This window comes from Streptomyces sp. IBSNAI002, assembly GCF_052244475.1.
Classification (GTDB): Bacteria; Actinomycetota; Actinomycetes; order Streptomycetales; family Streptomycetaceae; genus Streptomyces.
Genome location: NZ_JBQPXG010000002.1, coordinates 3,629,652 through 3,653,966, shown reverse-complemented (window position 1 = coordinate 3,653,966; position 24,315 = coordinate 3,629,652). Strand labels below are relative to the sequence as shown.

The window sequence follows — 24,315 nt, the reverse complement described above, 5'->3', positions numbered from 1 at the left end:
GGTGTCTCCTCAGGGGGCGGGCTGGTCGGTGGTCGGACGCTGTACGAGGCCGAGGACGATCGCGGTCGTGCACGGCCAGGGGACGGGCCGGGTCCACCGGCTAGGTCGGTAGGCCTCGTCGTAGTGCGTGGTGGTGGTGTGGCAGCGGGCGCAGTCGGTCCAGAGGGCGCGGCCGCCGATGATCCCGAGCACGGGCTCGTGCCCGAAGGTCTCGGCGGCCATCAGGCGGCACGCAGGTACTGGTCGAGGTCGGGCGCAGCCAGGTACAGGCGGCTGTCGGCCTCCCACCAGCCGCTGGAGACGCGGTAGACGTCGCCGTCCGCCTCGATGCGCTGGCGGTCGACGTTGCCGATCTCGGGTGTCTGCGGGTCGTCCCGGCGGACGTAGTAGATGCGCTTGGGCGTCTTGCGGGTGATGGGGAAGCGGACGACGCGGGCAGGCACCCAGGTGTTCTCGCCCTCCCAGTGGCCGGGTTCGATGCCGTACAGGTATTCGGCGGGGCCGGGCGCGGGCGCGGGTCGGCGAGGCTTCTTGATCGTGGTGCGACGCATCGGCCGGTCCGCCAGGTGACGCCATGCCACGCAGCGGGGCATCCCGCAGTGGGCCTTGACCAGGCCCTCGGCGTCGCGGCCGTAGCCGAGTCGGAACGCCAGGCGCAGCCCGCTGATCTCCTTGCCGCCAGCCAGGCACACGGACGGGCCGCCGATCCAGAGCAGGTGTCCCTCCTCGCCGGGTTCCGTGCGGGCGGTGAGCCGCTCCAGCGGCGTACGGGCGTCGGTGTCAGCGACCAACGGGAGGCCCAGGGACCGGCGCAGCCGGCCGACGGACGACCCGCTCATCCCGGTGGCGGCCGCAATCACGCGGATGGGGTGTTGGCCGGCGCGCAGCATGGTCTCGGCCAGGGCGACGTCCCCGACGAGCTCGCCCACGGCCGGGGCCGGGCGCTGCTCGCGGGGGACGAGGGCGGCGCGCTCGGCCTCGTTCAAGCCGCCGCGTACGCCGTCGCGGTAGTACCTGCTGGCCCGGCCTTCCTCGAGGAGAGCCGCGGACAGGCACTCGGCGGTCACCGGGCACGTGGCGCAGATCGCCTTCGCCTTGACCTCCCCGGCCGCGAACTCCTGCAGCCGTCCCACGCACGCGCCGCGCGCACCCCAGTTGTCGGCCGTGGCCGTGTCGGCGTGAGGGCGGGACCTGCGGTTGGTCACAAGGGTGGACATCGGGCCTCCTTAGGCACCGGTCGAGGCGGTCCGGGTGAGGGACCAGCCGCTGCTGACGAGGTAGGTGGCGATGGCCTCGGCGAGGCCGGCCGGGGTGGACTGGTCAGGAGGGGTCAGGACGCGGTGGTCCTCGATCGCCGCCGCGATGACGGACAGCACGGTGTCCGGAACGCCGCTCACTGCTGCGCCTGGCCGGTCGCCGCGCGCCACTGCGCGAGGACGGGCTGGGGGACGATGCCGACGGGCGGGCAGTCGACGTTGGCCTGCCGCGCCCAGGCGCGCACCGCGGCGGGGGTGTAGTCGCGTTCGGGGGCGGTGCGGGGCCGCGGTGCCGGGCGGCCCTTCAGCTCGGCCTGCCGTTCCCGCAGGCGGGCCAGCTTCTGCTCCAGCTTGTCGACCTCGCTGGCGATCCGCTGTACCTCCTCCTCCCGCTTGTGCCGGATGCCGAGGGCCTCCAGCGCGGTGAGCGCCCGTTCGGCGTACTGGCGGACGGCGGCGGCCTGGTGGTTGGTGCCCCACGCGAGGAGCGCGACCGCATCGGGCACGGCTGGCGGCGCCGTGGGCTGCGGGATGTCACCGCGGGCCACGAGGGACTTGTGCGTGTTGATGATGGCGGTGACGTCGGCCAGGCTGGCGCCGGTCTGGTCGGCTATCTGCTGGTCGCTGTATCGATCGCGGTGCATCTGCATCACGATGGCGGCGGAGACTCGCATGCTCTGTCCTTCGGGTGCGGGGGGCGGTTCAGCAGGGGCTGGCGAGGATCTGATGTCCGACGGACTCGCCGGCCCCGTCGCGGACGTCGCCCAGGGGGACCAGGAGGTCCGAGCGGCCACGCGTGGCCATAGCAACGCCGGCCGGGACGATCAGACGGACATCGGCACGCGGCGCGGGCAGGCCGCGCACGTGGAACTCGACGAGGTCGATGTGGACGGGCCGGCCACCGTGGATGTCGTCGCCGGGGCTGCCGAGGTCCAGTAGGTCGAGGTACGCGGCCGCGCCGTCTGTGGGGATGACCGTGCACCGGCTGTCGAGGGCGTCGTCGTCGACGACCTCGACGTCCGGCCCATACAGGCGGACCGGTTCACCGCTCAGGTTGATGATCATTCGGACACTCCTTGATCGGGACGGCTCTCGGCGGTGACGGCGGGGGAGGAGATGTGCCAGCCCTCGCGGCGGACGTCGGACACCGCGGCCGAGCCGACGACGGCGGCAACCCGTTCGGGCAGCGCCACGCCGAGGGCCAGGAGCTCGCGCTGCACGGTCGCCGCGATGACCGCAGCTACGGCGTCGGCCACGACACCCAGCGGCCGGCTCACCGCGTCCACCCCTGCCAGGGCGCCAGCCGCACACCGGACCGCTGCCGCGACGTACCGCGGCTGCTGCGCCCGGGCCGGGGGGTGGCGCACGTGGCGGCGTGCGGCATGCTCTGCCACTCGTAGGTCTCGACGTTGGGCCGCTCGGCGTTCAGGCCGCGCGAGCGCAGGGTGCCGACGCCGTCGCGGTAGACGGCCAGGTTCCCGAGCGGGTTCGGGTCGGCGTTCACGGCCTGGCGGCGGCCGGCGGCGGTGATGGTCCAGCGGATCCGCTGACCGCAGCTGGTGCAGGAGACGACGTCGTGGTCGCTGGGCATCCGGTACTCCTCAGGCCCCGGGCAGGGCGACACAGGAGTGCGTGAGGCACTGCACGTCGCCGCCGACGAGGTGGACGTGGCGGCCTTCGTCGACCAGGACGTCGGCGGCGAGCGCGGCCGCCGGTTCGGCCGTGAACGCCGCCGGGACGTAGACCTCCTCGTCGAGGTGCAGGTCGAGGCTGGGGGCGAGGTGAATCGTCATCGTGTGGGGCCTCTCAGGCGGTGTCGGTGTCGGTGATGTCGTCGGTGATGTGCGGGGAGACGAGGCGCCAGCCGTAGACCCGGATGGCCTCGGTGCGGCCGAGGGCTCGGATAGCGCGCCGTACGGCCTCGGGGTCGTCCTCGGCGGCCGCGCGCACCTCGGCGACGGTGGCCACGTGCTCGGGGTCCCGTACCGACAGCAGAAGCGGCATCTGCCCCCCGCTGCTGGCGCTTTTGGCCTTGACCTGAGCGGCCCGGGCGTCGCGGCGCTCCTGGGCGGTGAGCGCCAGGGGCGGCCGGGCGTCGGCCGGCGGCGGATCCGCGTCCGGCGGATCGTCCCCACCGGGGGGAGCGACCCCCAGGGTCAGGTGACCACCCACAGCAGCCGATTCCTGGGGTAGTACCTGGGTAACCCTGGGACGTTGGGGGGCCGGTCCCCCCATCTCAAGGGGGGCCGGTCCCCCCATTTCCAAGGGGGGCCGGTCCCCCCATTTGCCCACCGGTGAATTGGGGGGCCGGTCCCCCCTATTGGGCTCCTCGGATTGGGGGGCCGGTGCCCCCATTTCGGGGGCGGCCTCCTCGGCCCAGGGCGCCGCGTCCTTCTTCGGCCGGCGGCGCCTCTTGGCTTCCAGGGCCGCGACCGCCGCGGCCCAGTCGGGTCGCGGACTGATGACGAGCACGTACACGGTGGGACGGCCCGGGCCGGGCGGCTGCTCGGTCGCCACGACACCGGCCGCGACCGCGGCGGCCAACCAGCGGCGGACGTCCTTGAGGTCAGAGCAGGAGGCCGCCGCCACGCTCTGCACGCGGATCGGCGCGCCGTCCCGCATCCGCAGTACGCCAGAGGTGTTGGCGGCCGCGGCCAGGGCGTACAGGACAGTCAGGAACCCGCCACGCAGGGGCTTGGGGAGCTCCCGCGTCCATCGCCAGTACAGGGCGTTGCGGAAGGCATGCGGGACGCCGCCGCTGGCGTGGTCAGGCTGCTGGTCGGGCACGGGAGCCTCTCGGTGTTGAGGTCGTACGGCGGTGCAGGACGGTCAGTTAAGCTGCCGTGACCTCACGTACAGAGGCAGGGCCAGCTCGAAAACCGCGCGCTCGTACTGCGCTCCGTGCAGCCGGGCCAGCCACCCCCGGGACTCGAGCGCCCTGAGGTTCACGGCCACCTGCCCAGGCTTCAGCCCCGTGGTGGCGACGAGGCCGGCGAGCCCGGGCTGCGCTTTCGCCGGGATCTCCCCGTCGTCGGAGGCGAGCGAGGCCAGCGCGAGAGCGACGAGCCGACTGTTCGGGATCAACCTGCTGCAGCGGATGCCCTGCTGGTACCGGGCCCGGAACGTGGACCCGAGACCGGTGGCGGGCTGCAGGGCGCGGCTGGCGACGTCAAGGGGGGTCGGGATGGGCACGGTTCCTCCTGTGCGGGGTCGGGCTGTGGGATGGGGTCGGTGGTGCGGGTGAGGTAGGACCCGGCGGGCCAGCCCGGGCCGGGCGGCGTCTCGGGCCGCCCGGCCATGGCGTTCGGTGAGTGCCGGTCACAGCGCCACCCGCACGGGTAGAGGCGGGCGGCCTGCAGGCCGTGGGGCAGGGCCAGGGACTCGCAGGGTCGGGGCCGGCCGGTCACAGCCGACGAGCGGCGACCGCTACGGCGGCCCGCCACGAGGCGACGAGCGCGCGGGCCAGGCCGACAGCGGCCAAGACCGCGGCCAGCAGCCACGCCAGGCACCCAGTGGCGAACAGGACGAGCACGGCGAGGGCGGGCAGGTTGCCGGTCATGCCGGGCCCACGCGCAGCTCGGCCGTCCGTGAGACCTTCTGCAGCAGCTGCTCGGCCGCCGTGGCCCGGGCGGTCATGGCGCGCAGGTCACGGTCCAGGGATTCGTTGTCCTTCTGTGCCTTGCACAGAAGCTCGTCCAGGGCCCCGGCCCGTTCGCGCCACGTCCGGCGGTCCCGGGCGAGGGCCAGGGAACCCGGCAGGGTACTCAGCTCCCTCAGCGCCCGTACCTCGCCGCGCAGCCGCTCCTCCTCCTCCGTCCGCGTTGCGTGCGCCGGCGGTGTGGCGGCCGGCGTCGGTCCGGGGCGCGGGCCCGGCCGCAGGCTGCTTGTCACAACGAGCGGCGCGGGCTGCTCCTTGGCCTTGGCCAGCTCCTCACGGAGGTGCGCAACCTCGGACCGCAGTCGGCGGTTGGTACTCAGCCAGGCCCTCACAGGTCCGACTCCTCTCTGGCCTCGCGGTCGGCGCAGTCCTCGCATCCGCAGTCCGTCCAGGACCCGTCAATGAACTCGGCGTGACAGCCGTCGCCGTCCTCCAGCGCGGCCGGGGAGAGCCGCTCTCGCTCGGCTGCGCGCTCCTCGTCCGCAATGTCCTGCGTGATCTCGGCGGCCTTCTCCTCCTCGCGGGTGGGCTGCTCCACCTCGTCGGCGTACTCGGCGTAGTTGTGCATGGCTCCTCCGGGGATCAGATGGCCGCACTCGTCGCATTCGAGGCCGGCCGGGGTACGGGAGTGAGGGGTGGTGAGGTGGGCGCAGCGGGTGGTGTGGCAGGCGGCCCAGGCATCCGGGGCGCCGCCGCGGCGGTGCCGCCCGCTGCCGGGGTTGATCAGCCAGTCGGCGGCCGGCAGCGTCACCGGTGGGAACCGGTAGGGCGGCTGCCGTTCCAGCTGTCGCCGCACCCAGTACTGCGCGAGCTCCACAACGAGGCAGAGCAGGCCGAGTGCAAGTAAGGGCAGCTCAGGAGCCATGTCGCGCCCCGAGCCACGTGTCGACGTCGTCGCCGACGATGGTCAGGGCGACAGTCACGTCCCCGCGGTGGCCGCGCACGGTGTAGGCGCCCTCGGCGTAGGTACGGCTCGCGGGGTCAGCCTCGAACCGGCCGAGCCACCAGCGCAGGCAGTCGGCGGACTGCGGACGGACGGTGATCCGCACCTCAGTGGCGCTCCGTACGTCGGTGTGCGTCACGTCCGGCTGGGACATGCGCAGCCGCAGAGCCAGGTCTGCGGCCGGGGACTCCTCGTCGACGTCCAGAGCGACCGTGTGTCGCTCCGCGAGGGCCGCGGGCGGCTGGACGATGCGCGGGGCCCGGGCGGCCGCGGTCTCCGGGGACTGCAGCAGGCAGCAGTCCTCCAGCGATTCGGCGAGCTCATCCAGCGTGCCGTGACCGGCCTCCATCGCGGCCCGCATCGCCCCGGCCGCGGCGCGGATGCGCGTCTCGCGGCTCACTGGGACAGCGCCTGTCCGGCGGCACGCGCCTCCAACTCGGCGATCCGCGTCCGCAGTTCGCGCTCGACAGTCACCGTGGGCACGGCCGCGCGCAGCTGCACGGGGATCCCGGCGACGTGAGTGCGCAGGGTGTACCAGGTGTGATCGGCGTCGCAGCGCTCGCCCGCGTCGCTCAGCGTGCCGCCGAGGAGTGCGCGGGTCGCCTGCAGCAGGCTGGCGGCTGCGTTTTCGTCGGGGTCCACCAGCGGCCAGTAGCTGCCGCCGATCGCCACCCCGTGCGGGGACACGGACCAGGCGACGTCGGTGATCAGGAGCTCGCAGGCGGGGTCTTTCTCTGCGCGGCCCAGGAGGGAGAGCAGAGCGACAACGGCCGGAGCAGTAGAAGCAGTTCGGGGGGCGTTAGGGTCGTTCACGGTGTACCTCGCTTCGCAGCAGGTGGTGAGGTTGCCGGTAGGGGCTGTCCGGACCAGGCCCGGTCCGGGCAGTCCCAGCAGTGACGGAGGCCGCTGGTCAGCCCGAGCGGCGGGACGCGCGCTTCGGGCGGATCTGCGCCAGAGCCGGGGACCCCTCAGGGGCAGCCGGGACGGCGGCGAGCGACGGCCTCACGCGGTGCATCTGCTTGATCTCGAGGATGTCTTCCTCGGCGAACGCCACCGCCTTGCCCATCTTCTGGTGGGGCAGAGACGCCAAGTTCTCCTCGAGGTACGACGGGTAGCAGCACAGGAGCTCGGCGACCTGCTCAAGCTTGTAGTTCTGCAGGCTGCTCATCTGACGACGTGTCCTTCCGTCGGCTCGGCGTCGAAGTCGTGGGGGTCCAGGTTCAGGAGGCGGGCCAGGGCGAGCCGCAGGTGCGGCCGCGGCGTGTACAGCCCGCGCTCCACCTTGCTGAGGTGGGAGTGAGAGACCGGCACTCCTGCCTCGGCGCAGCGGCTGGCGAGGTCCACCAGCGTCAGACCGAGGCCGAGGCGACGGTGGCGCAGGGACAGACGCCCCGCTTCTCCTGCGGTTTTCTGTGGCATACGACGCAGATTAACGCAGATTCGAGAGTGGTGGCAACAGATCTGCGGTGATCTGTGCAGATCCGTTTGCGGAGATTTGGCGAGAACGGGAACGGGTACAGATACGGGCTGCGCTTGCCTGCGCTAATCTGCGTTGAACTGTCGGGTGAAGGGGTGTAGGGATGCCGGAGTCGTCGGGACTCGATGGCGCTATGGACAGGCGGCGGGTGGCGCTCGGGCTCACCTGGCGGCAGGTCGCGGAGCGGGCGGGCATCTCCTACGAGACCCTCCGGGCGGTCCGTAAGGGAGAGCAGGCCGGCGGCGACCTCACGCGCCGCGGGCTGGAGCGGGCCCTGCTCTGGGTGACCGGGGGTTTTGAGGTCGCCGAGCGCGGCGACGAGCCCTCGGTGCAGCCGGAGGGCCCTGCCCCCGAGGTGACCGAGGCGCAGGGGGAATCGCCCGCTGACCCGCAAGTGGAGGCCATCCTCACGATCTTGAATGGGCTGCCCGAGCGGGTGCAGGAGGAGGTTCGCCGGCGCCTCGGCGAGAAACTGCCGCCCGCTGTGCAGGAGAGTCGCAAGGCCAGCTGACGCGCCGTTAGGCCCGTGTTCCCTCCGTGTTCCCCTGGGAGCACGGAGGCAGGTCGAGCCCCGTTGAAGCGGGTCGAGGCAGGCCGAGACCGGGTGAAACCCGCAGGCCGCAGCGTCACCCCAGGTCAGTAGGGGTGACGGGTCGGGTTCAAGTCCGGCTCCGGGCACTCCGTAGGGCGCGGGGGCCGGTCCTTTTATCCCCTGCGCTTTGCCGTGCCTTCTCCTAAGATCCTCCTCCAGCAGTAGGGTGCTTTCTTTGCGAGCGCATTACTCTTGAGGCAAGGCCGCGCTCGGTGGCCATGGAGGAGTGAGATGAGGAGCAGTAACCCGGTCTTCTCGCGACGGGGGTTCAGCCGCGACAACGGTGGTTACGCGGGGTTTGACGCGCAGCACCAGCAGGCCGGGACCGCGACCAACCCGTATGCGACGAACCCGTATGCGACCGACCCGGCCACGGGCATGCCGCAGGCGCCGGTGCGTGCCAATGCGATGACCATGGACGACGTCGTGAGCCGCACGGGCATGACGCTCGGTGTGCTCATCCTGACGGCGACCCTGTCCTGGATCATGCTGCCGGTCGACCCGGCCAACCTGGGCAAGTCGTACGCCATCGGCATCGGCGCGGCCCTGGTCGCGTTCGTCCTGGCCATGGTCCAGTCCTTCAAGCGCAAGCCCGTCCCGGCCCTGATCCTGGGATACGCGGCGCTGGAGGGTGTCTTCCTCGGCGTCATCAGCGCGGCCACCAGCACCTACATGAGCCCGGGTGTCGTCATCCAGGCCGTGATGGGCACGATGTGCGTCTTCGCCGCCGTGCTCCTCGCCTACAAGATGGGCTGGATCCGGGTCAACCGGCGCTTCACCGGCTTCGTGATGGCCGCGGCCATGGGCTTCATCCTGCTCATGGTCGCCAACTCGCTGTTCGCCATCTTCGGCGGCGGTGACGGCCTCGGCTTCCGCAGCGGCGGCCTCGGCCTGCTGTTCGGCGCCATCGGCGTCATCCTCGGCGCGTGCTTCCTGGCCCTCGACTTCAAGCAGGTCGAGGACGGTCTGGCGTACGGCGCCCCGCGCGAGGAGGCCTGGCTGGCCGCCTTCGGCCTGACGCTGACCCTGGTGTGGATCTACCTCGAGATGCTCCGCATCTTCCAGATCCTCTCGGGCGACGACTAGCAGGACCGGCAGCCGCCCGAGCTGCCGTCCACAGCAGGGGGAAGGCCCCGCGAGCGGCTGCTCGCGGGGCCTTCCCGCGTTCGGGGGGACAGGGATCGTGGGGGCTCAGCCGAAGCGGCGTGCGGCTCTGCGCAGGTCGTACTCGTGGATGATCGCCTTGGCCTGGCCGTAGGACAGCTCGTGCGCGCCGCGCAGCCAGCTGACCTTCTCCTCGAACCGGACGAGGGAGGGGCCTTCGTCCACGGTACGGAGCCAGTCGGAGAGCTCACGACCGGTGGCCTGGGGGATTCTGTCGATCATGTTCCGGTGTGTCTGCTCGGAGAACTCTACGGACATGGGCGCCTCCGGAGGGATTGCCGTGCTGTTCTCTTCACGCCACCGTGCCGGAGAGTTCGCCCGTTGGCAATGGTGCCGGGACGGCGCGTAAGGTCGGCCGGGTGCTTGATACTTCGCCCCTGACCGCCGCCGTGGAACGTTTCGCCGACCGGTTGAGGGCCGCGCCGCAGAGCCGCCTCCGGCAAGGGGCCGCGGCGGCGGGGCTGGAGCTGGCCCGGGAGCTGGCCGGCCGCGCGCGGAGCCTGGAGGGCCTCCCGCCCCGGGAGATGCCGGACGCGGGGATCTTCGTCGTCGGGGACCAGGTGGCCGTGGCCGGGCGGGACCTCGCCGAGGCGCTGCGCTCCGTATCCGGGCCGGACGGCGCGAAGGCCCCGTCCGGGATGCTGGACGAGGCCGTGCGGCTGGTGGAGCGCGCGGAGGTCAGAGCGACGCGATGACGCGGTCCGCGAGGATGTAGACGTTGCTGTCCGGGTCCTCGGCGTCACCGCAGGAGAAGGTGAGCGCGTAGGCGCCGGAGATGCCCGAGCCGCCCAGCAGTACCGGCGCGGTGCCCGAGCGCAGGGCCTCGGCGAGCCGCTCCGCCGTCTCCCGGTGTCCGGGGGTCATGCAGAGCGTGGTGCCGTCCGTGAAGACGTACACGTCCAGAGTGCCCAGCGGGCCGGGGCGGACGTCCGCGAGGGCCGTACGGGCCTCCGCGAGCTCCTCGAGGCGGCTGACGGTGCGCTCGTGGTCCGCGCCGGGGTGCGCCTGGACCGGTACGAAGTCGGGGTGCGAGGGGTGGCGCCGGCGGGCGGCGGCCAGCTCGGCCGAATCCTCCGGGTAGTCGTCGGCCGCGTCCTCGCCCAGCACCGGCTCCAGACCCACCAGGTCCGCCTGCCGGGGCAGGAAGACCGGGCTGTCCTCGCCCAGGCCGGGCAGACCGCCCAGCAGGGCGCCGGGAGTCTCCCCGGCGAGGCGCGGCGAGGCGTCGGCGGCGTCACGGGCCTCCTGGGCGGCCCAGAAGGCCCGCGCCTCGGCCAGCTCGCGCTCGCGCTCCTCGGCGAGGGCCTCGGCCACGGCGGCTCGTATCTCGGCGGCGGGGGACTGCACGGCGCTGCGGGCGTGCGGCACGGTCGCACCGCGAGGGTGGACCGGCATCGCCAGCTCGCTGCGCAGGGCCGTGACCTGCTTACGCAGACCGTGGACGGCGTGCAGCGCAGCAGCGCCCACGGCCGTGGCAGCGGCCGTGGTCAGCAGCAGGGCAAGAGACATGGCGCTCACTGACTAACTCCTGATTGATTCGATCCCCCGACTTCCTACATCAGCTTGACCCGACCTGGGAATGGCATGCAGTGCATTACGTCATGAATTGGACAGGCCTTTCGTCCCGAAGCCCCCCTCCGTATATCGTCTGACCTGCACAAATGCCGATCCCCCAGGAGATAGGTCACATCCTGGGGGAGATTCGGTCACAGGTCGGCCGCGACGGGGTTAGATTCGCCGTCAGTACGCCGCAGGGGATCAAGAAGGATCCCTTGCGGCGCCTGGCCCCAGAACTAGCTCAGCCGCTCGGTTCTTCGATCGCGCTGAGCTTCGCCACCGCTGCGGGCAGGTGCCGCCCTCGTTCCTCGGGCGACCCCTACCCTCCGCTCAGGCTCAGCTCAGCCGCTCGATGACCATGGCCATGCCCTGGCCGCCGCCCACGCACATGGTTTCGAGGCCGAACTGCTTGTCGTGGAACTGCAGGCTGTTGATCAGAGTGCCGGTGATGCGGGCACCGGTCATCCCGAACGGGTGACCGACGGCGATGGCCCCGCCGTTGACGTTCAGCTTGTCCAGCGGGATCTCCAGGTCCCGGTAGGACGGGATGACCTGCGCCGCGAAGGCCTCGTTGATCTCGAACAGGTCGATGTCGCCGACCGTCAGGCCGGCCCGCTTCAGGGCCTGCTTCGACGCCTCGACCGGGCCCAGGCCCATGATCTCGGGGGAGAGGCCGGTGACACCGGTGGAGACGATCCGGGCCAGCGGGGTCAGGCCCAGCTCGCGCGCCTTGGTGTCGCTCATGATGACCAGCGCCGCGGCGCCGTCGTTCAGCGGGCAGCAGTTGCCGGCCGTGACCAGGCCGTCGGGGCGGAAGACGGGCTTGAGGCCCGAGACGCCCTCCAGGGTCACGCCGGCGCGCGGGCCGTCGTCGGTGGAGACGACCGTGCCGTCCGGGGTGGTGACCGGGGTGATCTCCCGCTCCCAGAAGCCGTTCTTGATGGCGGCCTCGGCCAGGTTCTGCGAGCGGACGCCGAACTCGTCCATGTCCTGGCGGGTCACGCCCTTCAGGCGGGCCAGGTTCTCGGCGGTCTGCCCCATCGCGATGTACGCGTCGGGGATCAGGGCGTCCTGGCGCGGGTCGTGCCAGGACGCGCCCTCGCTCTGGGCGACGGCGGCCGTACGGGCCTCCGCGTCCGCGAAGAGCGGGTTGTGGGTGTCCGGCAGGCCGTCGGAGGAGCCCTTCACGGACCGGGACACCATCTCGACGCCCGCGGAGATGAAGACGTCGCCCTCGCCCGCCTTGATGGCGTGCAGGGCCATCCGCGAGGTCTGGAGCGAGGAGGAGCAGTAGCGGGTGATCGTGCAGCCCGGCAGGTGGTCCATGCCCATCTGCACGGCCACGATGCGGCCCAGGTTGTGGCCCTGCTCCCCGCCGGGGAGGCCGCAGCCGAGCATCAGGTCGTCGATGTCGCGCGGGTCCAGCTCGGGAACCTTGGCGAGCGCGGCCTGAATGATCGTGGCGGTCAGGTCGTCCGGGCGGATGTCCTTGAGGGACCCCTTGAAGGCGCGCCCGATGGGCGAGCGGGCGGTGGAAACGATGACTGCTTCGGGCATCGGGGCTCCAAGGGGGGTGCGTCGTTGCGGGACCGCATGCGAAGTTACCGCCCCGTACGGTCGAATTCACCCGGCGGGACGTGTGATACCGGTCGCTCCCGCCGGTCCGCGGAGCGCGCGGCGGTCAGGCCGGGCCCGACACCCCCGTGGCGGAGGCCGTCGCCGACTCCGGGAGCTCCTCGCCCGGCACCCGCCGCCTGCGCCGGTGCTTGAGCAGGGCCCAGGGACCGCGGGCCGCCGTGACCTCCGTACCGGCCTGGCCGGCCGCGGCCGAGGCCGCCTTCGCCACCAGCAGCATGTCCTCGTCCCGGGACACGTCCAGCCGGTCGGACTCCGGCCACAGCCCGAGCGCCGCGCACAGCGTCGGCAGCACGGCCATGGCGGCCGTCGCGTACCCCTCCGCCGACGGGTGGTAGGAGTCCGGGCCGAACATCTCGCGCGGGTTCGCGGCGAACTCGGGGCCCAGCAGATCCCCCATCGAGACCGTACGGGCGCCCAGCGCGACGACCCCTATGGTCTGGGCGGCCGCCAGCTGCCGCGAGACCCGCCGGGCCACCCAGCGCAGCGGCTGGTACACCGGCTCGATCGTGCCCAGGTCCGGGCAGGTGCCCACGACGACCTCGGCCCCCGCGAGCCGCAGCCGGCGCACGGCCGAGGTCAGGCAGCGCACCGACTGGGTCGGCGGCATCCGCCGGGTCACGTCGTTCGCGCCGATCATGATCACGCACACGTCCGGGGCGGGCGCGCCCTCGCCCGCGGGCCCGTCGAGCAGCAGGCCCACCTGCCGGTCGAGGTCGTCCGACATGGCGCCCGAGACGGCCACGTTGCGCAGCTCCACGGGCCGCTCCGCCACCGCCGCCAGCCCCGAGGCCAGCAGGGCGGCCGGGGTCTGGCGGGCCCGCCGTACGCCGAGCCCCGCGGCCGTGGAGTCGCCCAGCATGCCCAGGCGCAGCGGCCCCGGGCTCTGTTCCGGCCCGCCGAACTCGCTCCCGTACAGCCCGTCCGCGCGCGGCGGATCCGGCAGTCCGCTCCCCACCGTGCGCTTGGCGAACTGCATCTCCGCCAGCACCAGTCCCACCGCGGCGACCCCGACCAGCCCGAGCCCGCCCCCGCCGTACGCCGCCCCCGCCGCGATCCGGCGGGCCGTTCTCGCCCTGGACACCCTTCAGGCCACCTCGCTTCCCTGCCTGCTCCTGTTGACCTTCCTGCCCCGTACGGACGGTCGGCCAATCCCTTTCCGCATACTCTGGCCCTGCCTCCCGGAGAACCCGTGGAGTCCCCTCCTTGGAGAACATGGTGCAATTCCACGACTCGATGATCAGCCTCGTCGGCAACACCCCGCTGGTGAAGCTCAACCGTGTGACCGAAGGCCTCCAGGCCACCGTCCTTGCGAAGGTCGAGTACTTCAACCCCGGCGGCTCCGTGAAGGACCGGATCGCCGTACGGATGATCGAGGCCGCCGAGCAGAGCGGAGCCCTCAAGCCCGGTGGCACCATCGTTGAGCCGACCAGCGGCAACACGGGCGTAGGACTCGCCATCGTGGCCCAGCAAAAGGGCTACAAGTGCATCTTCGTCTGCCCCGACAAGGTGTCGATGGACAAGATCAACGTGATGCGCGCGTACGGCGCCGAGGTCGTGGTCTGCCCGACCGCCGTCGACCCCGAGCACCCGGACTCGTACTACAACGTGTCCGACCGCCTCGCGCGCGAGCCCGGCGCCTGGAAGCCCGACCAGTACAGCAACCCGAACAACCCCCGTTCGCACTACGAGACCACCGGTCCCGAGCTGTGGGAGCAGACGGACGGGAAGATCACCCACTTCGTGGCGGGCGTCGGCACCGGTGGCACGATCTCCGGTACCGGCAACTACCTCAAGGAGATCAGCGGGGGGAAGGTCAAGGTCATCGGGGCCGACCCCGAGGGTTCGGTCTACTCGGGCGGCTCGGGCCGTCCGTACCTCGTCGAGGGCGTCGGCGAGGACTTCTGGCCGACCGCGTACGACCCGGACGTGACGGACGAGATCATCGCGGTGTCCGACAAGGACTCCTTCCAGATGACCCGCCGCCTCGCCAAGGAGGAGGGCCTGCTCGTCGGCGGCTCCTGCGGCATGGCGGTCGTCGCCGCCCTGCGCGCGGCCGAGGGCCTCGGCCCGGACGACGTGGTCGTCGTACTGCTCCCGGACAGCGGCCGCGGCTACCTGAGCAAGATCTTCAGTGACGAGTGGATGGCCGGACACGGCTTCCTCGAGGAGGCCGGGCCCGCCGCTCGCATCGGCGACGTGCTCAGCGACAAGGAGGGCGGCATCCCCTCCCTCGTCCACATGCACCCCGAGGAGACCGTCGGCGAGGCCATCGAGGTCCTGCGCGAGTACGGCGTCTCGCAGATGCCGATCGTCAAGCCGGGTGCGGGCCACCCGGACGTCATGGCCGCCGAGGTCATCGGCTCCGTGGTCGAGAAGGAGCTCCTCGCCGCGCTGTTCGCCCAGCGGGCCTCGCTGACCGACCCGCTGGAGAAGCACATGAGCTCCCCGCTGCCGCAGGTCGGCTCCGGCGAGCCGGTGTCCGAGCTGATGGCGGTGCTCGGCGAGGCGGACGCGGCGATCGTCCTGGTCGAGGGCAAGCCGACCGGGGTCGTGAGCCGTCAGGACCTGCTGGCGTTCCTGGCCAAGTCGGCCAAGTAGTCCGCGACCCGCTCGGCAGGGGGCGGGGGGCTCCGGCGCCCCGCGTCCCGGCCGCGCCTCGGGAGGTCGCACAATCGGTACGGGCCCGACACGTGACGGCAGCACCGGCTTAACACGGCTCCGGCACAGTGGTGTTCGTCGGCAGGAGCGCAAACGCTCCGGCCGCACCACCGAACGGCGTTGCGCACCTCCGGAGCGGCTCCCGGACCGCGTGGACGCCTTGGACGCGGACGGCCCTGACCCGGCCCGTGTCCGTCGCGGGGACCGCCGTCGTCCCGCCCCCGGTAACCCGGGGTGCGGCGGTCCCCGCGCCAACTCCTCCGCGGCCCGCAGGCCCGGCTACTCGGCCGGACCCCGCCGGAAGTGCTTGGTGGCGTGGATGAAGTTCACGCCGAGGATGCCGCCCCAGGCGACCAGCAGGCCCGCCAGATCCGCCTGCGCGGCGGCGATCGCCGACAGCGGGATCGCCAGCACCAGCGTGATGATCGCGAAGCCGAAGCGTTCGCCGAAGTTCCCCTCCGCCGGATCCGGGCGGCGGTCCCCGCCGCCCACGCGGGCCGCGGACAGGCGTTCCTCCGCCAGCCGGCGCCGCACCTGTGTGTCGACCTTCTCGACGAACGAGTCCACCAGCGCGGCCTCGTACTCCGGGCCCAGCTCCCGCCGGGCGTCCAGCGTGGCGTCGAGTTCCTTCTTCAGCTCTCGGGCGTGCGCGTCCATGCCCACAGGTTAGGAACCGCCGCGGGCCCCCGCACTGGGGCTAGCCCCCGTATCCGTATCGCGGGCGCGGCTTGCCGAGCTGCATAACCACATGCAGAGTGCTCGGTGACTGAATAACCCATGGGGACGGAGGGGACGGGAATGAGCGACAGCCCGGCCGCGCGGCTGCAGAAGCTGTTCGAGGGGCACCGGCTGACGCCGACCCAGCGGCGGATCGCACACTGCATGGTGCGCGGGGCGGCGGAGGTGCCCTTCCTGTCGAGCGTGGAACTCGCCGAGCTGGCCGGGGTGAGCCAGCCCTCGGTGACCCGCTTCGCGGTGGCGCTGGGCTTCGACGGCTATCCCGCCCTGCGCCGCCACCTGCGCGAGGTGGCCCCCGCCGAGCGGCAGGACGTCACGCACGAGGACGCGTACAACGAGTACCAGCAGGCGGTGCAGGGCGAGATCGAGAACCTGCGGCAGCTCGCGGCGGTGCTCGCCGACCCCTCGCCGGTCCAGGAGGCGGGACGGCTGCTGGCCGCCTCCACCCCGCTCCCGGTGCTCGGGCTGCGGGCGGCGTCCTCGCAGGCGCGCGGGTTCGCGTACTTCGCCGCGAAGGTGCACCCGGACGTACGGCTCCTCGACGAGGGCGGCTCGATGCTGGAGGACCGGATCGACGCGGCCGTCGGCGCGGGGGCCTCGGCGCTGCTCTGCTTCGCGCTGCCGCGTCATCCCCGGGAGGTCGTGGACGTACTGGAGCGCTCGCGGCGGGCCGGGCTGACGGTGGTGACGGTCGCGGACTCGGCCTTCGCTCCGGTGGCCCGCCACTCGGACCTGCTGATCCCGGCGCCGGTGGGGACCGGGCTGGCCTTCGACACGGCGTGCGCGCCGATGCTGCTGGGGCGGGTGCTGCTGGAGGCCATGGCGGACGCGCTGCCCGGTGCCCAGGCCCGGCTGGAGGCCTTCGACGCCAGGGCCGCGGCACGCGGCCTGTTCGTGGAGTAGCCGCGTGGCCGAGTAGCCCCTGCGGAGCCCCGGCAGCGCCGCCGCGCCGTGGTCACAGCAGGGCGTCGCGGAACGCGCCGCCCGCCTCGGCGACGATCGCCGGCAGGGTCTGCGACGGCCGGGCCAGGGCGAAGCGCACCGCGCCGGCCGGCGTCACGGCGAAGCCGTGCACCGCCGGGCGGGGAAGGCTGTTGTAGCCGTAGTGGGCGGTGAAGAAGTACGCGCCCGTGTCCGGCACGCCGATCAGATCCCCCGGCGCGAGCAGCGGCAGCTCCCGGGCGCTCGCCAGCAGGTCCCCCGCGAAGCAGGCCGGGCCCGCGATGTCCTGGGCCACGGGCTCGCCGCCCTTCGGGGCGCCCTTCGCGTCGTACGGCAGGATCCGCAGCGGCCACGCCGCCGGGGCGTACACGGTGCGGGTCGCCAGCTGGACCCCCGCGTGGGTGAGCGCGATCGGCCGGGACCCGGTGGTCTTGGTGTACTCGACGCGGGCCACGACCACCCCGTGCTTGGCCAGCAGCGACCGGCCGAACTCCGTGACCAGACCGTACGAGCCGTCGAAGAGGGCCGGGACCGCCTCGCGCAGGGCGCCCACGTAGTCCGCGTACGCCGGGGTGTGCTCGTCCGAGGTGAAGTTCACCGGGAGGCCGCCGCCGATGTCGAGGGTGTCGACCTGGCGGCGTCCGGCCGCCGCGTTGATCTCCTCGGCCAGCGCGTGCAGCTCCCGCACGCCCTCGGCGATCAGCGGCAGCGGGACGCCCTGGGAACCCGAGTGGATGTGCAGCCGGGTCAGCCACGGCCGGTCCAGGTACGCCCCCACCAGCCACGCGCGGGCGCCCGGGTCGCGCAGCGCGATCCCGAACTTCGAGGTCGCGGTGGCCGTGGACAGGGCGTCGATGGTGCCCGCTCCGGTCTGCGGGTTGATCCGTACGCCGACGGGGGAGGCCGTGTGCGCCTCGGCGACGAGCGCGTCGAGCCGTTCCAGCTCCTGCCGGTTGTCGGCGTTGACGGCGATGCCCAGGGCCAGCGCCTCGCGCAGTTCGGCCACGGTCTTGGCGGGGGAGTCCAGGACGGTCCGGTCCGCCCCCACCCCGGCCGCCCGGGCCAGCGCCAGCTCGCCGGGGCCGGCCACCTCGCAGCCGAGCCCCGCGTCGGCCAGCAGCCGCAGCACCGGGACGAGCGGGGCGGCCTTGACCGCGAAGGCGTGCAGGACGGGGGTGCCGGGCGCCAGCGCGGCCTCGAAGGCGGCGGTCAGGGCCGCGGCGGAGGCCCGGATCCCGGCCGTGTCCAGCAGGCAGACCAGGGGCTCGCCGTCCAGCAGCCCCTGCTCGACGGCGGCCCGTACGGCCAGATCGCGGCGGGCGGCGGCGCCTCCCGTGTCCACGTCGGCAGCCATACCGCCATCCCATCATCCGAAGGAGCCGCCCGCAGCTGTTGACTGAATCTATTCAGGGGGCCAGGATGTGAATGGATTGACCAACATCGGAGGAGGCACCGCCATGTCAGGACCCCGCCCCGTACGTGCCGCGCGAGGCACCGAGCTCAGCACCCTGGGATGGCAGCAGGAGGCCGCGCTGCGGATGCTCCAGAACAACCTCGACCCCGAGGTCGCCGAGCACCCCGACAAGCTGGTCGTCTACGGCGGCACCGGCAAGGCCGCCCGCGACTGGCGCTCGTACGACGCGATGGTCCGCACCCTCCAGACCCTCAAGCAGGACGAGACGATGCTCGTCCAGTCCGGCCGCCCGGTCGGCGTGATGCAGACCCACGAGTGGGCGCCGCGCGTGCTGCTCGCCAACTCCAACCTCGTCGGCGACTGGGCCAACTGGGAGGAGTTCCGGCGGCTGGAGCAGCTCGGCCTGACCATGTACGGGCAGATGACGGCCGGGTCCTGGATCTACATCGGCACCCAGGGCATCCTCCAGGGCACCTACGAGACCTTCGCCGCCGTCGCCGCGAAGAAGTTCGCCGGCACCCTCGCCGGCACCATCACCCTCACCGCCGGCCTCGGCGGCATGGGCGGCGCCCAGCCGCTGGCCGTGACGATGAACGACGGCGTCGCGATCTGCATCGACGTCGACCCGCGCGCCATCGAGCGCCGCATCGAGCACCGCTACCTGGACGTCAGGGCCGACAACCTGCGCCACGCCCTCCAGCTGGCCGTCGAAGCCCGCGACGCCCGCAAGCCGCTCTCCATCGGCCTGCTCGGCAACGCCGCCGAGCTGCTCCCGCAGATGCTGGCCGAGGGCGCGCCGATCGACATCGTCACCGACCAGACCTCGGCCCACGACCCGCTCGCGTACCTGCCCGTCGGCGTCGACTTCGAGGACATGGCCTCCTACGCCGCCAAGGACCCGGCCGGCTTCACCACCCGCGCCCGCGAGTCCATGGCCCGGCACGTCGAGGCCATGGTCGGCTTCATGGACGCGGGCGCCGAGGTCTTCGACTACGGCAACTCCATCCGCGGCGAGGCCCAGCTGGCCGGCTACGACCGCGCCTTCGCCTTCCCCGGCTTCGTCCCCGCCTACATCCGGCCGCTGTTCTGCGAGGGCAAGGGCCCCTTCCGCTGGGCCGCCCTGTCCGGCGAGGCCTCCGACATCCACAAGACCGACAAGGCGATGCTGGAGCTCTTCCCCGAGAACGAGTCCCTGCACCGCTGGATCAAGATGGCCGGCGAGCGCGTCCACTTCCAGGGCCTGCCCGCGCGCATCTGCTGGCTCGGCTACGGCGAGCGCGACAAGGCCGGCGAGCGCTTCAACGAGATGGTGGCCGACGGCACCCTCGCCGCGCCGCTGGTCATCGGCCGCGACCACCTCGACTGCGGCTCGGTGGCCTCCCCGTACCGCGAGACCGAGGCCATGCTCGACGGCTCCGACGCCATCGCGGACTGGCCGCTGCTCAACGCGATGGTCAACGTCGCCTCCGGCGCTTCCTGGGTCTCCCTGCACCACGGCGGCGGCGTCGGCATGGGCCGCTCGATCCACGCGGGCCAGGTCACCGTCGCCGACGGCACCCCGCTCGCCGGCGAGAAGATCCGCCGCGTCCTCACCAACGACCCGGGCATGGGCGTCATCCGCCACGTCGACGCCGGCTACGACATCGCCGAGTCCGTCGCCGACGAGCGCGGCGTGCGCGTTCCGATGCGCGAGGGCGACGACGCGTGACCTTCCACGAGATGTGGGCCGAGCTCGCGCCCATCGGCCGCCACGCGGACACCGGCGGATACCGCCGGTACGCCTGGACCGGCGCCGACGCCGACTGCCGCACCTGGTTCCAGGAGCAGGCCGAGGCGCGCGGGCTGACGTACGAGACCGACCGCAACGGCAACCAGTGGGCCTGGCTCGGCGACCCCCTCGCGGGCGACGCCGTGGTCACCGGCTCGCACCTGGACTCCGTCCCCGACGGCGGGGCCTTCGACGGCCCCCTCGGGGTGGTGTCCTCCTTCGCGGCCCTGGACGAACTCCGCAGGAGGGGCGCGGAGTTCGCCAGGCCACTTGCCATCACCAACTTCGGTGACGAGGAAGGGGCCCGCTTCGGCCTCGCCTGCGTCGGCTCCCGGCTCGCCGCGGGGCAGCTGACCAAGGAGAAGGCGTACGAGCTCCGCGACGCCGACGGGACCTCCCTCGCGCAGGCCATGGAGGCCGCCGGGTACGACCCCGACGGCATCGGCGCGGACCCCGAACGGCTCGCCCGGATCGGCGCGTTCGTCGAACTGCACGTGGAGCAGGGCCGCGCCCTCGACCTGTCCGGGGACCGCGTCGGCATCGCCTCCGCGATCTGGCCGCACGGCCGCTGGCGGTTCGACTTCCGCGGCGAGGCCAACCACGCGGGCACCACCCGCCTGGTGGACCGCCGCGACCCGATGCTCACGTACGCGGCGACCGTGCTGGCCGCCCGCACCGAGGCGGCCCTCGCCGGGGCCGTCGCCACCTTCGGGAAGATCGCCGTCGAGCCCAACGGGGTCAACGCCATCCCCTCGCTGGTGCGCGGCTGGCTCGACTCGCGCGCCGCCGACCAGGCCACCCTCGACACGGTCGTCACCGCCATCGAGAAGGCCGCCCGCGAGCGCGCCGACCAGGACGGCATCGACCTCGGCGTCGTCCGGGAGTCCTTCACCCCGGTCGTCGAGTTCGAGCACTCCCTGCGCGACGAGATGAACCGGATCCTGGGCGGCGGGGTCCCCGTACTCGGCACGGGGGCGGGACACGACGCCGGAATCCTCTCCGCGGCCGTCCCGACCGCGATGCTGTTCGTACGCAACCCCACGGGCGTCTCCCACTCCCCGAAGGAGTTCGCCGCCGAGGACGACTGCGTCGCCGGAGTCCTCGCACTCGCCGACGTACTGGAAGGCCTGGCATGCGGTTGAAGGGGCACGTGCTGACGACGTACTGGCTGGAGCACGCCTGGCTCGGCACCCACGTCGAGCCGGGCGTGGCCCTGGAGGTCACCGGAGACGGGCGGATCGGCGCCCTGCGCACCGGTGTGGACGCCCCGCCGCCCGGCGCGGAGATCCTGCGCGGCCTGACCCTCCCGGGCCTGGCCAACGCGCACTCCCACGCCTTCCACCGGGCCCTGCGCGGCACGGTCCAGGTGGGCTCCGGCACCTTCTGGACCTGGCGCGACTTCATGTACAAGGTCGCCCAGAACCTCACCCCCGACAGCTACTTCGCGCTCGCCCGGGCCGTGTACGCCGAGATGGCGCTGGCCGGCATCACCAACGTCGGCGAGTTCCACTACGTCCACCACGCCCCCGGCGGCGCCCCGTACGCCGACCCGAACGCGATGGGCGAGGCCCTGATCGAGGCCGCCGCCGCGGCCGGCATCCGCATCACCCTCCTGGACACGGCGTACCTCTCGGCGGGCTTCGGCCAGGCTCCCAACACCCACCAGCTGCGGTTCTCCGACGGCACCGCCGAGGCCTGGGCCGAGCGCGCGAGCGCGGTCAAGCCCCGTGACCACGCCCGGATCGGCGCCGCGATCCACTCGGTCCGCGCGGTACCCGCCGCCGAGCTGGCCACCGTGGCCGGCTGGGCCGAGGAACGCCGGGCGCCCCTGCACGTCCACCTCTCGGAGCAGACCGCCGAGAACGACGCCTGCCAGGCCGCTCACGGCCGCACCCCGACCCAGCTGCTGGCCGACCACGGCGTGCTCGGCCCGCGCACCACCGGCGTCCACAACACGCACCTGACCGACGCGGACATCGCCCTCCTCGGCGGCACCGCCACCGGTACGTGCATGTGCCCCACCACCGAACGCGACCTCGCGGACGGCATCGGCCCGGCGACCCGCCTCCAGCACGGGGGCAGCCCGCTGTCCCTGGGCAGCGACAGCCACGCCGTGATCGACCTGCTCGAAGAGGCCCGCGCGATGGAGCTGAACGAGCGCCTGCGCAGCCGCACCCGGGGCCACTGGACGGCGAACGCCCTGCTCACCGCCGCCACCGAGGACGGCCACGCGGCCCTCGGACTCCCGGACGCGGGCCGGCTGGAGGCGGGCGCGCTCGCGGACTTCACCACGATCGCGCTGGACTCCGTACGCACGGCCGGGACCCTGCCGCGGCTCGGCGCCGAGACGGCCGTCTTCGCCGCCACGGCGGCGGACGTCCGCCACACGGTGGTCGGCGGCCGCCACGTGGTCCGCGACGGCGCCCACACCCTGGTCGAGGACGTCCCGTCCGCCCTGTCCGACGCGATCGCGGCCCTGCGGTCCTGACCGTGCCGCCTGCGGGGGCAAGCAAGCTCTGAGAGGAACCCAGTGACCACCACCGCCATCACCAACATCGGCAGCCTCGTCACCAACGACCCCGCCGTCGGCGACGGCAGCCCCCTCGGCCTGATCGAGAACGCCGCCGTCGTCACCGACGGCGACACGATCGCCTGGGTCGGCCCGGCGGCGCAGGCCCCCGCAGCCGACGAGCGCTTCGACGCGCAGGGCCGCGCCGTCATCCCCGGCTTCGTCGACAGCCACAGCCACCTCGTCTTCGCCGGCGACCGCACCGCCGAGTTCAACGCCCGGATGTCCGGCCGCGCCTACTCCGCCGGAGGCATCCGCACCACGGTCGCCGCCACCCGCGCCGCCACCGACGCCGAGCTCGAGGCGAACCTGGTGCGCCACCTCGACGAGGCGCGCCGTCAGGGCACCACCACCTTCGAGACCAAGTCCGGCTACGGGCTCACCACCGCCGACGAGGCCCGCGCCCTGCGCATCGCCGCCGCGCACACCGAGGAGGTCACCTACCTCGGCGCGCACATCGTGTCCCCCGACTACGCCGAGGACCCGGACGGCTACGTCGCCCTCGTCACCGGGGAGATGCTGACGGCCTGCGCCCCGTACGCCCGCTGGGTGGACGTCTTCTGCGAGAAGGGCGCCTTCGACGGGGACCAGGCCCGCGCGATCCTGACCGCCGGGGCGGCCGCCGGGCTGATCCCGCGCGTCCACGCCAACCAGCTGTCGTACGGGCCCGGCGTGCAGCTCGCCGTCGAGCTCGAAGCGGCCTCAGCCGACCACTGCACCCACCTGACCGACGCCGACGTCGACGCCCTGGCCCAGGCCGCCTCCACCACGGTCGCCACCCTGCTGCCCGGCGCCGAGTTCTCCACCCGCGCCCAGTGGCCCGACGCCCGCCGCCTGATCGACGCCGGTGCGACCGTGGCCCTGTCCACCGACTGCAACCCCGGCTCCTCCTACACGAGCTCCATGCCGTTCTGCGTCGCGCTCGCCGTCCGCGACATGCGGATGACCCCCGACGAGGCCCTCTGGTCGGCCACCGCCGGCGGAGCCCGCGCCCTGCGCCGCACCGACATCGGCGCCGTCACTCCCGGAGCCCGCGCGGATCTGGCCCTGCTCGACGCTCCCAGCCACGTCCACCTCGCCTACCGCCCGGGTGTCCCGCTCGTTTCCGGCGTGTGGCAGCGGGGTGTCCGGGTGTACTGACGAACGGTCAATTCCGGCCTGCCCTTTGTCTTCCCTCCGTAAGGCCCCGGGCGTACCTTGAGCCACCAATCTGATGTGTCGTCAGTAACTTGTGGTCCCGAGGTCCGAGGGGAAGACGAAGGTGTCCAACCGGAAACGCTCCACCGCGCTCGCGCTGGCCTCCGCGCTGGCCGGATCGGCGGTACTGCTGGCCGCCCCCGCGGCCCAGGCCGCGGTCGTCGACGTGGCCTACGACTGCAAGACCCCGATCGGCGACAAGTCGGCGGTGTCGCCCATCGACATCAAGGCCGTCAAGGAGGGCGACGGCTACAAGCTGACGATGTCCTTCCAGAAGGGCGTCTCGTCCAGCCCCATCGAGCTGGGCAAGGGCGCGATGAACCCCAGCGCGGTCATCGTCGTCGGCGGAGCGGAGAAGGCCTCCGTCCCGGTCTCCGGCCCGCCCAACCCCGAGGCCGCGCCCGCCAACACACCCATCAAGATCACCGATCTCTCGGGCACCTACACCCCCAAGAAGAGCGGCAAGGTCACCTTCACCGCCGGCGTGCTCACCATCAAGGCGATGGGCACCACGACCACCTGCACCCCCGGCAACGGCCCGGGCCCGTCCCTGGAGCTGGACGTCACCGCCGCCGGCGGCGGCGCCCCGGCCGGTGACGAGGACGGCGACGGCGCCCTCCCGCAGACCGGCCCCACCGACTCCGCCCTCGCCCTCGGCACCCTCGGCGCCACCGTGCTGCTCTCCGGCGCGGCCGGCGTGCTCTGGCTGACCCGGCGCGGCCAGCGGGCCCGGTCCTGAACGGA

Annotated in this window: 33 protein-coding genes; 10 read left to right on the top strand and 23 right to left on the bottom strand. The window is 72.8% G+C overall.

Translation table 11 applies throughout. From position 1 onward, the window contains the following. Positions 1-9: 9 nt before the first annotated feature. The 17 genes from ACTVZO_RS17670 to ACTVZO_RS17590 all read right to left on the bottom strand — a co-directional run bounded on the left by ACTVZO_RS17670 (position 10) and on the right by ACTVZO_RS17590 (position 7,276). Positions 10-222 (bottom strand): hypothetical protein, encoded by a 213-nt coding sequence (locus ACTVZO_RS17670; RefSeq protein ID WP_443299295.1) that lies wholly within the window; start codon positions 220-222, stop codon positions 10-12. Further along, positions 222-1,217, bottom strand: coding sequence for a WhiB family transcriptional regulator (locus tag ACTVZO_RS17665; protein WP_443299294.1), 996 nt, complete (start codon positions 1,215-1,217; stop codon positions 222-224). Before ACTVZO_RS17665 ends, ACTVZO_RS17670 begins: the two co-directional genes overlap by 1 nt. A 9-nt stretch (positions 1,218-1,226) precedes the next feature. Further along, positions 1,227-1,397 (bottom strand): hypothetical protein, encoded by a 171-nt coding sequence (locus ACTVZO_RS17660; RefSeq protein WP_443299293.1) that lies wholly within the window; start codon positions 1,395-1,397, stop codon positions 1,227-1,229. Then, positions 1,394-1,930 (bottom strand): hypothetical protein, encoded by a 537-nt coding sequence (locus ACTVZO_RS17655; RefSeq protein WP_443299292.1) that lies wholly within the window; start codon positions 1,928-1,930, stop codon positions 1,394-1,396. Before ACTVZO_RS17655 ends, ACTVZO_RS17660 begins: the two co-directional genes overlap by 4 nt. A gap of 28 nt (positions 1,931-1,958) precedes the next feature. Continuing rightward, complete coding sequence (locus ACTVZO_RS17650) at positions 1,959-2,321, bottom strand: hypothetical protein (protein ID WP_443299291.1); 363 nt, start codon at positions 2,319-2,321, stop codon at positions 1,959-1,961. Next, positions 2,318-2,533, bottom strand: a complete 216-nt coding sequence (locus ACTVZO_RS17645) for a hypothetical protein (protein ID WP_443299290.1) — start codon at positions 2,531-2,533, stop codon at positions 2,318-2,320. Before ACTVZO_RS17645 ends, ACTVZO_RS17650 begins: the two co-directional genes overlap by 4 nt. Further along, on the bottom strand, positions 2,530-2,847 hold the full coding sequence (locus tag ACTVZO_RS17640) for a hypothetical protein (RefSeq protein ID WP_443299289.1): 318 nt from the start codon (positions 2,845-2,847) through the stop codon (positions 2,530-2,532). Before ACTVZO_RS17640 ends, ACTVZO_RS17645 begins: the two co-directional genes overlap by 4 nt. Before the next feature lie 10 nt (positions 2,848-2,857). Next, the gene (locus tag ACTVZO_RS17635; protein WP_443299288.1) at positions 2,858-3,049 is read right to left on the bottom strand and encodes a hypothetical protein; all 192 of its coding nucleotides are present in this window, start codon (positions 3,047-3,049) and stop codon (positions 2,858-2,860) included. A gap of 13 nt (positions 3,050-3,062) precedes the next feature. Further along, positions 3,063-4,043, bottom strand: coding sequence for a hypothetical protein (locus ACTVZO_RS17630; RefSeq protein ID WP_443299287.1), 981 nt, complete (start codon positions 4,041-4,043; stop codon positions 3,063-3,065). A gap of 42 nt (positions 4,044-4,085) precedes the next feature. Next, positions 4,086-4,448 carry a hypothetical protein gene (locus ACTVZO_RS17625; RefSeq protein ID WP_443299286.1) on the bottom strand — a complete coding sequence of 121 codons (363 nt, stop codon included), beginning with the start codon at positions 4,446-4,448 and terminating at the stop codon, positions 4,086-4,088. Between the two features lie 211 nt (positions 4,449-4,659). After that, positions 4,660-4,815, bottom strand: coding sequence for a hypothetical protein (locus ACTVZO_RS17620; protein ID WP_443299285.1), 156 nt, complete (start codon positions 4,813-4,815; stop codon positions 4,660-4,662). Then, positions 4,812-5,246, bottom strand: coding sequence for a hypothetical protein (locus ACTVZO_RS17615; RefSeq protein WP_443299284.1), 435 nt, complete (start codon positions 5,244-5,246; stop codon positions 4,812-4,814). Before ACTVZO_RS17615 ends, ACTVZO_RS17620 begins: the two co-directional genes overlap by 4 nt. Next, the gene (locus ACTVZO_RS17610) at positions 5,243-5,779 is read right to left on the bottom strand and encodes a hypothetical protein (RefSeq protein WP_443299283.1); all 537 of its coding nucleotides are present in this window, start codon (positions 5,777-5,779) and stop codon (positions 5,243-5,245) included. Before ACTVZO_RS17610 ends, ACTVZO_RS17615 begins: the two co-directional genes overlap by 4 nt. Then, positions 5,769-6,257, bottom strand: coding sequence for a hypothetical protein (locus ACTVZO_RS17605; RefSeq protein WP_443299282.1), 489 nt, complete (start codon positions 6,255-6,257; stop codon positions 5,769-5,771). The genes ACTVZO_RS17610 and ACTVZO_RS17605 overlap by 11 nt, the downstream gene beginning before the upstream one ends. Next, positions 6,254-6,670 (bottom strand): hypothetical protein, encoded by a 417-nt coding sequence (locus tag ACTVZO_RS17600; protein ID WP_443299281.1) that lies wholly within the window; start codon positions 6,668-6,670, stop codon positions 6,254-6,256. Before ACTVZO_RS17600 ends, ACTVZO_RS17605 begins: the two co-directional genes overlap by 4 nt. Positions 6,671-6,767: 97 nt before the next feature. After that, positions 6,768-7,025 carry a hypothetical protein gene (locus ACTVZO_RS17595; RefSeq protein WP_443299280.1) on the bottom strand — a complete coding sequence of 86 codons (258 nt, stop codon included), beginning with the start codon at positions 7,023-7,025 and terminating at the stop codon, positions 6,768-6,770. Beyond that, positions 7,022-7,276 carry a helix-turn-helix domain-containing protein gene (locus ACTVZO_RS17590; RefSeq protein ID WP_443299279.1) on the bottom strand — a complete coding sequence of 85 codons (255 nt, stop codon included), beginning with the start codon at positions 7,274-7,276 and terminating at the stop codon, positions 7,022-7,024. The genes ACTVZO_RS17595 and ACTVZO_RS17590 overlap by 4 nt, the downstream gene beginning before the upstream one ends. A gap of 161 nt (positions 7,277-7,437) precedes the next feature. Between ACTVZO_RS17590 and ACTVZO_RS17585 the strand changes: the two genes are divergently transcribed. After that, complete coding sequence (locus ACTVZO_RS17585; protein ID WP_443299278.1) at positions 7,438-7,845, top strand: helix-turn-helix domain-containing protein; 408 nt, start codon at positions 7,438-7,440, stop codon at positions 7,843-7,845. Between the two features lie 312 nt (positions 7,846-8,157). Continuing rightward, positions 8,158-9,012 (top strand): Bax inhibitor-1/YccA family protein, encoded by an 855-nt coding sequence (locus ACTVZO_RS17580; RefSeq protein WP_443299277.1) that lies wholly within the window; start codon positions 8,158-8,160, stop codon positions 9,010-9,012. Positions 9,013-9,117: 105 nt separating this feature from the next. On the opposite strand, the gene ACTVZO_RS17575 is transcribed toward ACTVZO_RS17580, so the two are convergent. Further along, positions 9,118-9,348 carry a DUF4287 domain-containing protein gene (locus ACTVZO_RS17575; protein ID WP_069920555.1) on the bottom strand — a complete coding sequence of 77 codons (231 nt, stop codon included), beginning with the start codon at positions 9,346-9,348 and terminating at the stop codon, positions 9,118-9,120. A gap of 101 nt (positions 9,349-9,449) precedes the next feature. Here ACTVZO_RS17575 and ACTVZO_RS17570 point away from each other — a divergent pair, with 101 nt between their 5' ends. Further along, positions 9,450-9,785, top strand: coding sequence for a hypothetical protein (locus ACTVZO_RS17570; RefSeq protein ID WP_443299276.1), 336 nt, complete (start codon positions 9,450-9,452; stop codon positions 9,783-9,785). Here the strand turns inward: ACTVZO_RS17570 and ACTVZO_RS17565 are convergent. The 3 genes from ACTVZO_RS17565 to ACTVZO_RS17555 all read right to left on the bottom strand — a co-directional run bounded on the left by ACTVZO_RS17565 (position 9,769) and on the right by ACTVZO_RS17555 (position 13,366). Next, positions 9,769-10,599: a hypothetical protein gene (locus ACTVZO_RS17565; RefSeq protein ID WP_443303204.1), complete on the bottom strand. Its 831-nt coding sequence runs from the start codon at positions 10,597-10,599 to the stop codon at positions 9,769-9,771. The two genes, ACTVZO_RS17570 and ACTVZO_RS17565, sit on opposite strands and share 17 nt — an antisense overlap. Positions 10,600-10,983: 384 nt before the next feature. Then, positions 10,984-12,204, bottom strand: coding sequence for an acetyl-CoA C-acetyltransferase (locus tag ACTVZO_RS17560; RefSeq protein WP_385063172.1), 1,221 nt, complete (start codon positions 12,202-12,204; stop codon positions 10,984-10,986). A 124-nt stretch (positions 12,205-12,328) separates the two neighbouring features. Then, positions 12,329-13,366: an SGNH/GDSL hydrolase family protein gene (locus ACTVZO_RS17555; protein WP_443299275.1), complete on the bottom strand. Its 1,038-nt coding sequence runs from the start codon at positions 13,364-13,366 to the stop codon at positions 12,329-12,331. Between the two features lie 134 nt (positions 13,367-13,500). Between ACTVZO_RS17555 and ACTVZO_RS17550 the strand changes: the two genes are divergently transcribed. Then, entirely contained in the window at positions 13,501-14,883 is a 1,383-nt protein-coding gene (locus ACTVZO_RS17550) for a cystathionine beta-synthase (protein WP_443303203.1), read from the top strand. Between the two features lie 339 nt (positions 14,884-15,222). Here ACTVZO_RS17550 and ACTVZO_RS17545 read toward each other — a convergent pair whose 3' ends face one another. After that, on the bottom strand, positions 15,223-15,600 hold the full coding sequence (locus ACTVZO_RS17545) for a hypothetical protein (RefSeq protein WP_443299274.1): 378 nt from the start codon (positions 15,598-15,600) through the stop codon (positions 15,223-15,225). A gap of 141 nt (positions 15,601-15,741) precedes the next feature. Between ACTVZO_RS17545 and ACTVZO_RS17540 the strand changes: the two genes are divergently transcribed. After that, on the top strand, positions 15,742-16,584 hold the full coding sequence (locus ACTVZO_RS17540) for a MurR/RpiR family transcriptional regulator (protein WP_443299273.1): 843 nt from the start codon (positions 15,742-15,744) through the stop codon (positions 16,582-16,584). A gap of 52 nt (positions 16,585-16,636) precedes the next feature. Here the strand turns inward: ACTVZO_RS17540 and ACTVZO_RS17535 are convergent, their stop codons facing one another. Then, entirely contained in the window at positions 16,637-17,977 is a 1,341-nt protein-coding gene (locus ACTVZO_RS17535; protein ID WP_443299272.1) for a diaminopimelate decarboxylase, read from the bottom strand. A 103-nt stretch (positions 17,978-18,080) separates the two neighbouring features. Here ACTVZO_RS17535 and hutU point away from each other — a divergent pair, with 103 nt between their 5' ends. From hutU to ACTVZO_RS17510, 5 genes are all read left to right on the top strand, one after another. After that, positions 18,081-19,745, top strand: a complete 1,665-nt coding sequence (gene hutU / locus ACTVZO_RS17530) for a urocanate hydratase (protein ID WP_443299271.1) — start codon at positions 18,081-18,083, stop codon at positions 19,743-19,745. Between the two features lie 11 nt (positions 19,746-19,756). Beyond that, positions 19,757-20,947 (top strand): allantoate amidohydrolase, encoded by a 1,191-nt coding sequence (locus ACTVZO_RS17525; RefSeq protein ID WP_443303202.1) that lies wholly within the window; start codon positions 19,757-19,759, stop codon positions 20,945-20,947. Beyond that, complete coding sequence (locus ACTVZO_RS17520; RefSeq protein WP_443299270.1) at positions 20,938-22,293, top strand: formimidoylglutamate deiminase; 1,356 nt, start codon at positions 20,938-20,940, stop codon at positions 22,291-22,293. Before ACTVZO_RS17525 ends, ACTVZO_RS17520 begins: the two co-directional genes overlap by 10 nt. Before the next feature lie 42 nt (positions 22,294-22,335). Further along, entirely contained in the window at positions 22,336-23,514 is a 1,179-nt protein-coding gene (gene hutI / locus ACTVZO_RS17515) for an imidazolonepropionase (protein ID WP_443299269.1), read from the top strand. A gap of 121 nt (positions 23,515-23,635) precedes the next feature. Continuing rightward, positions 23,636-24,310: an LPXTG cell wall anchor domain-containing protein gene (locus ACTVZO_RS17510; protein WP_443299268.1), complete on the top strand. Its 675-nt coding sequence runs from the start codon at positions 23,636-23,638 to the stop codon at positions 24,308-24,310. The last annotated feature ends 5 nt before the right edge of the window (positions 24,311-24,315 follow it).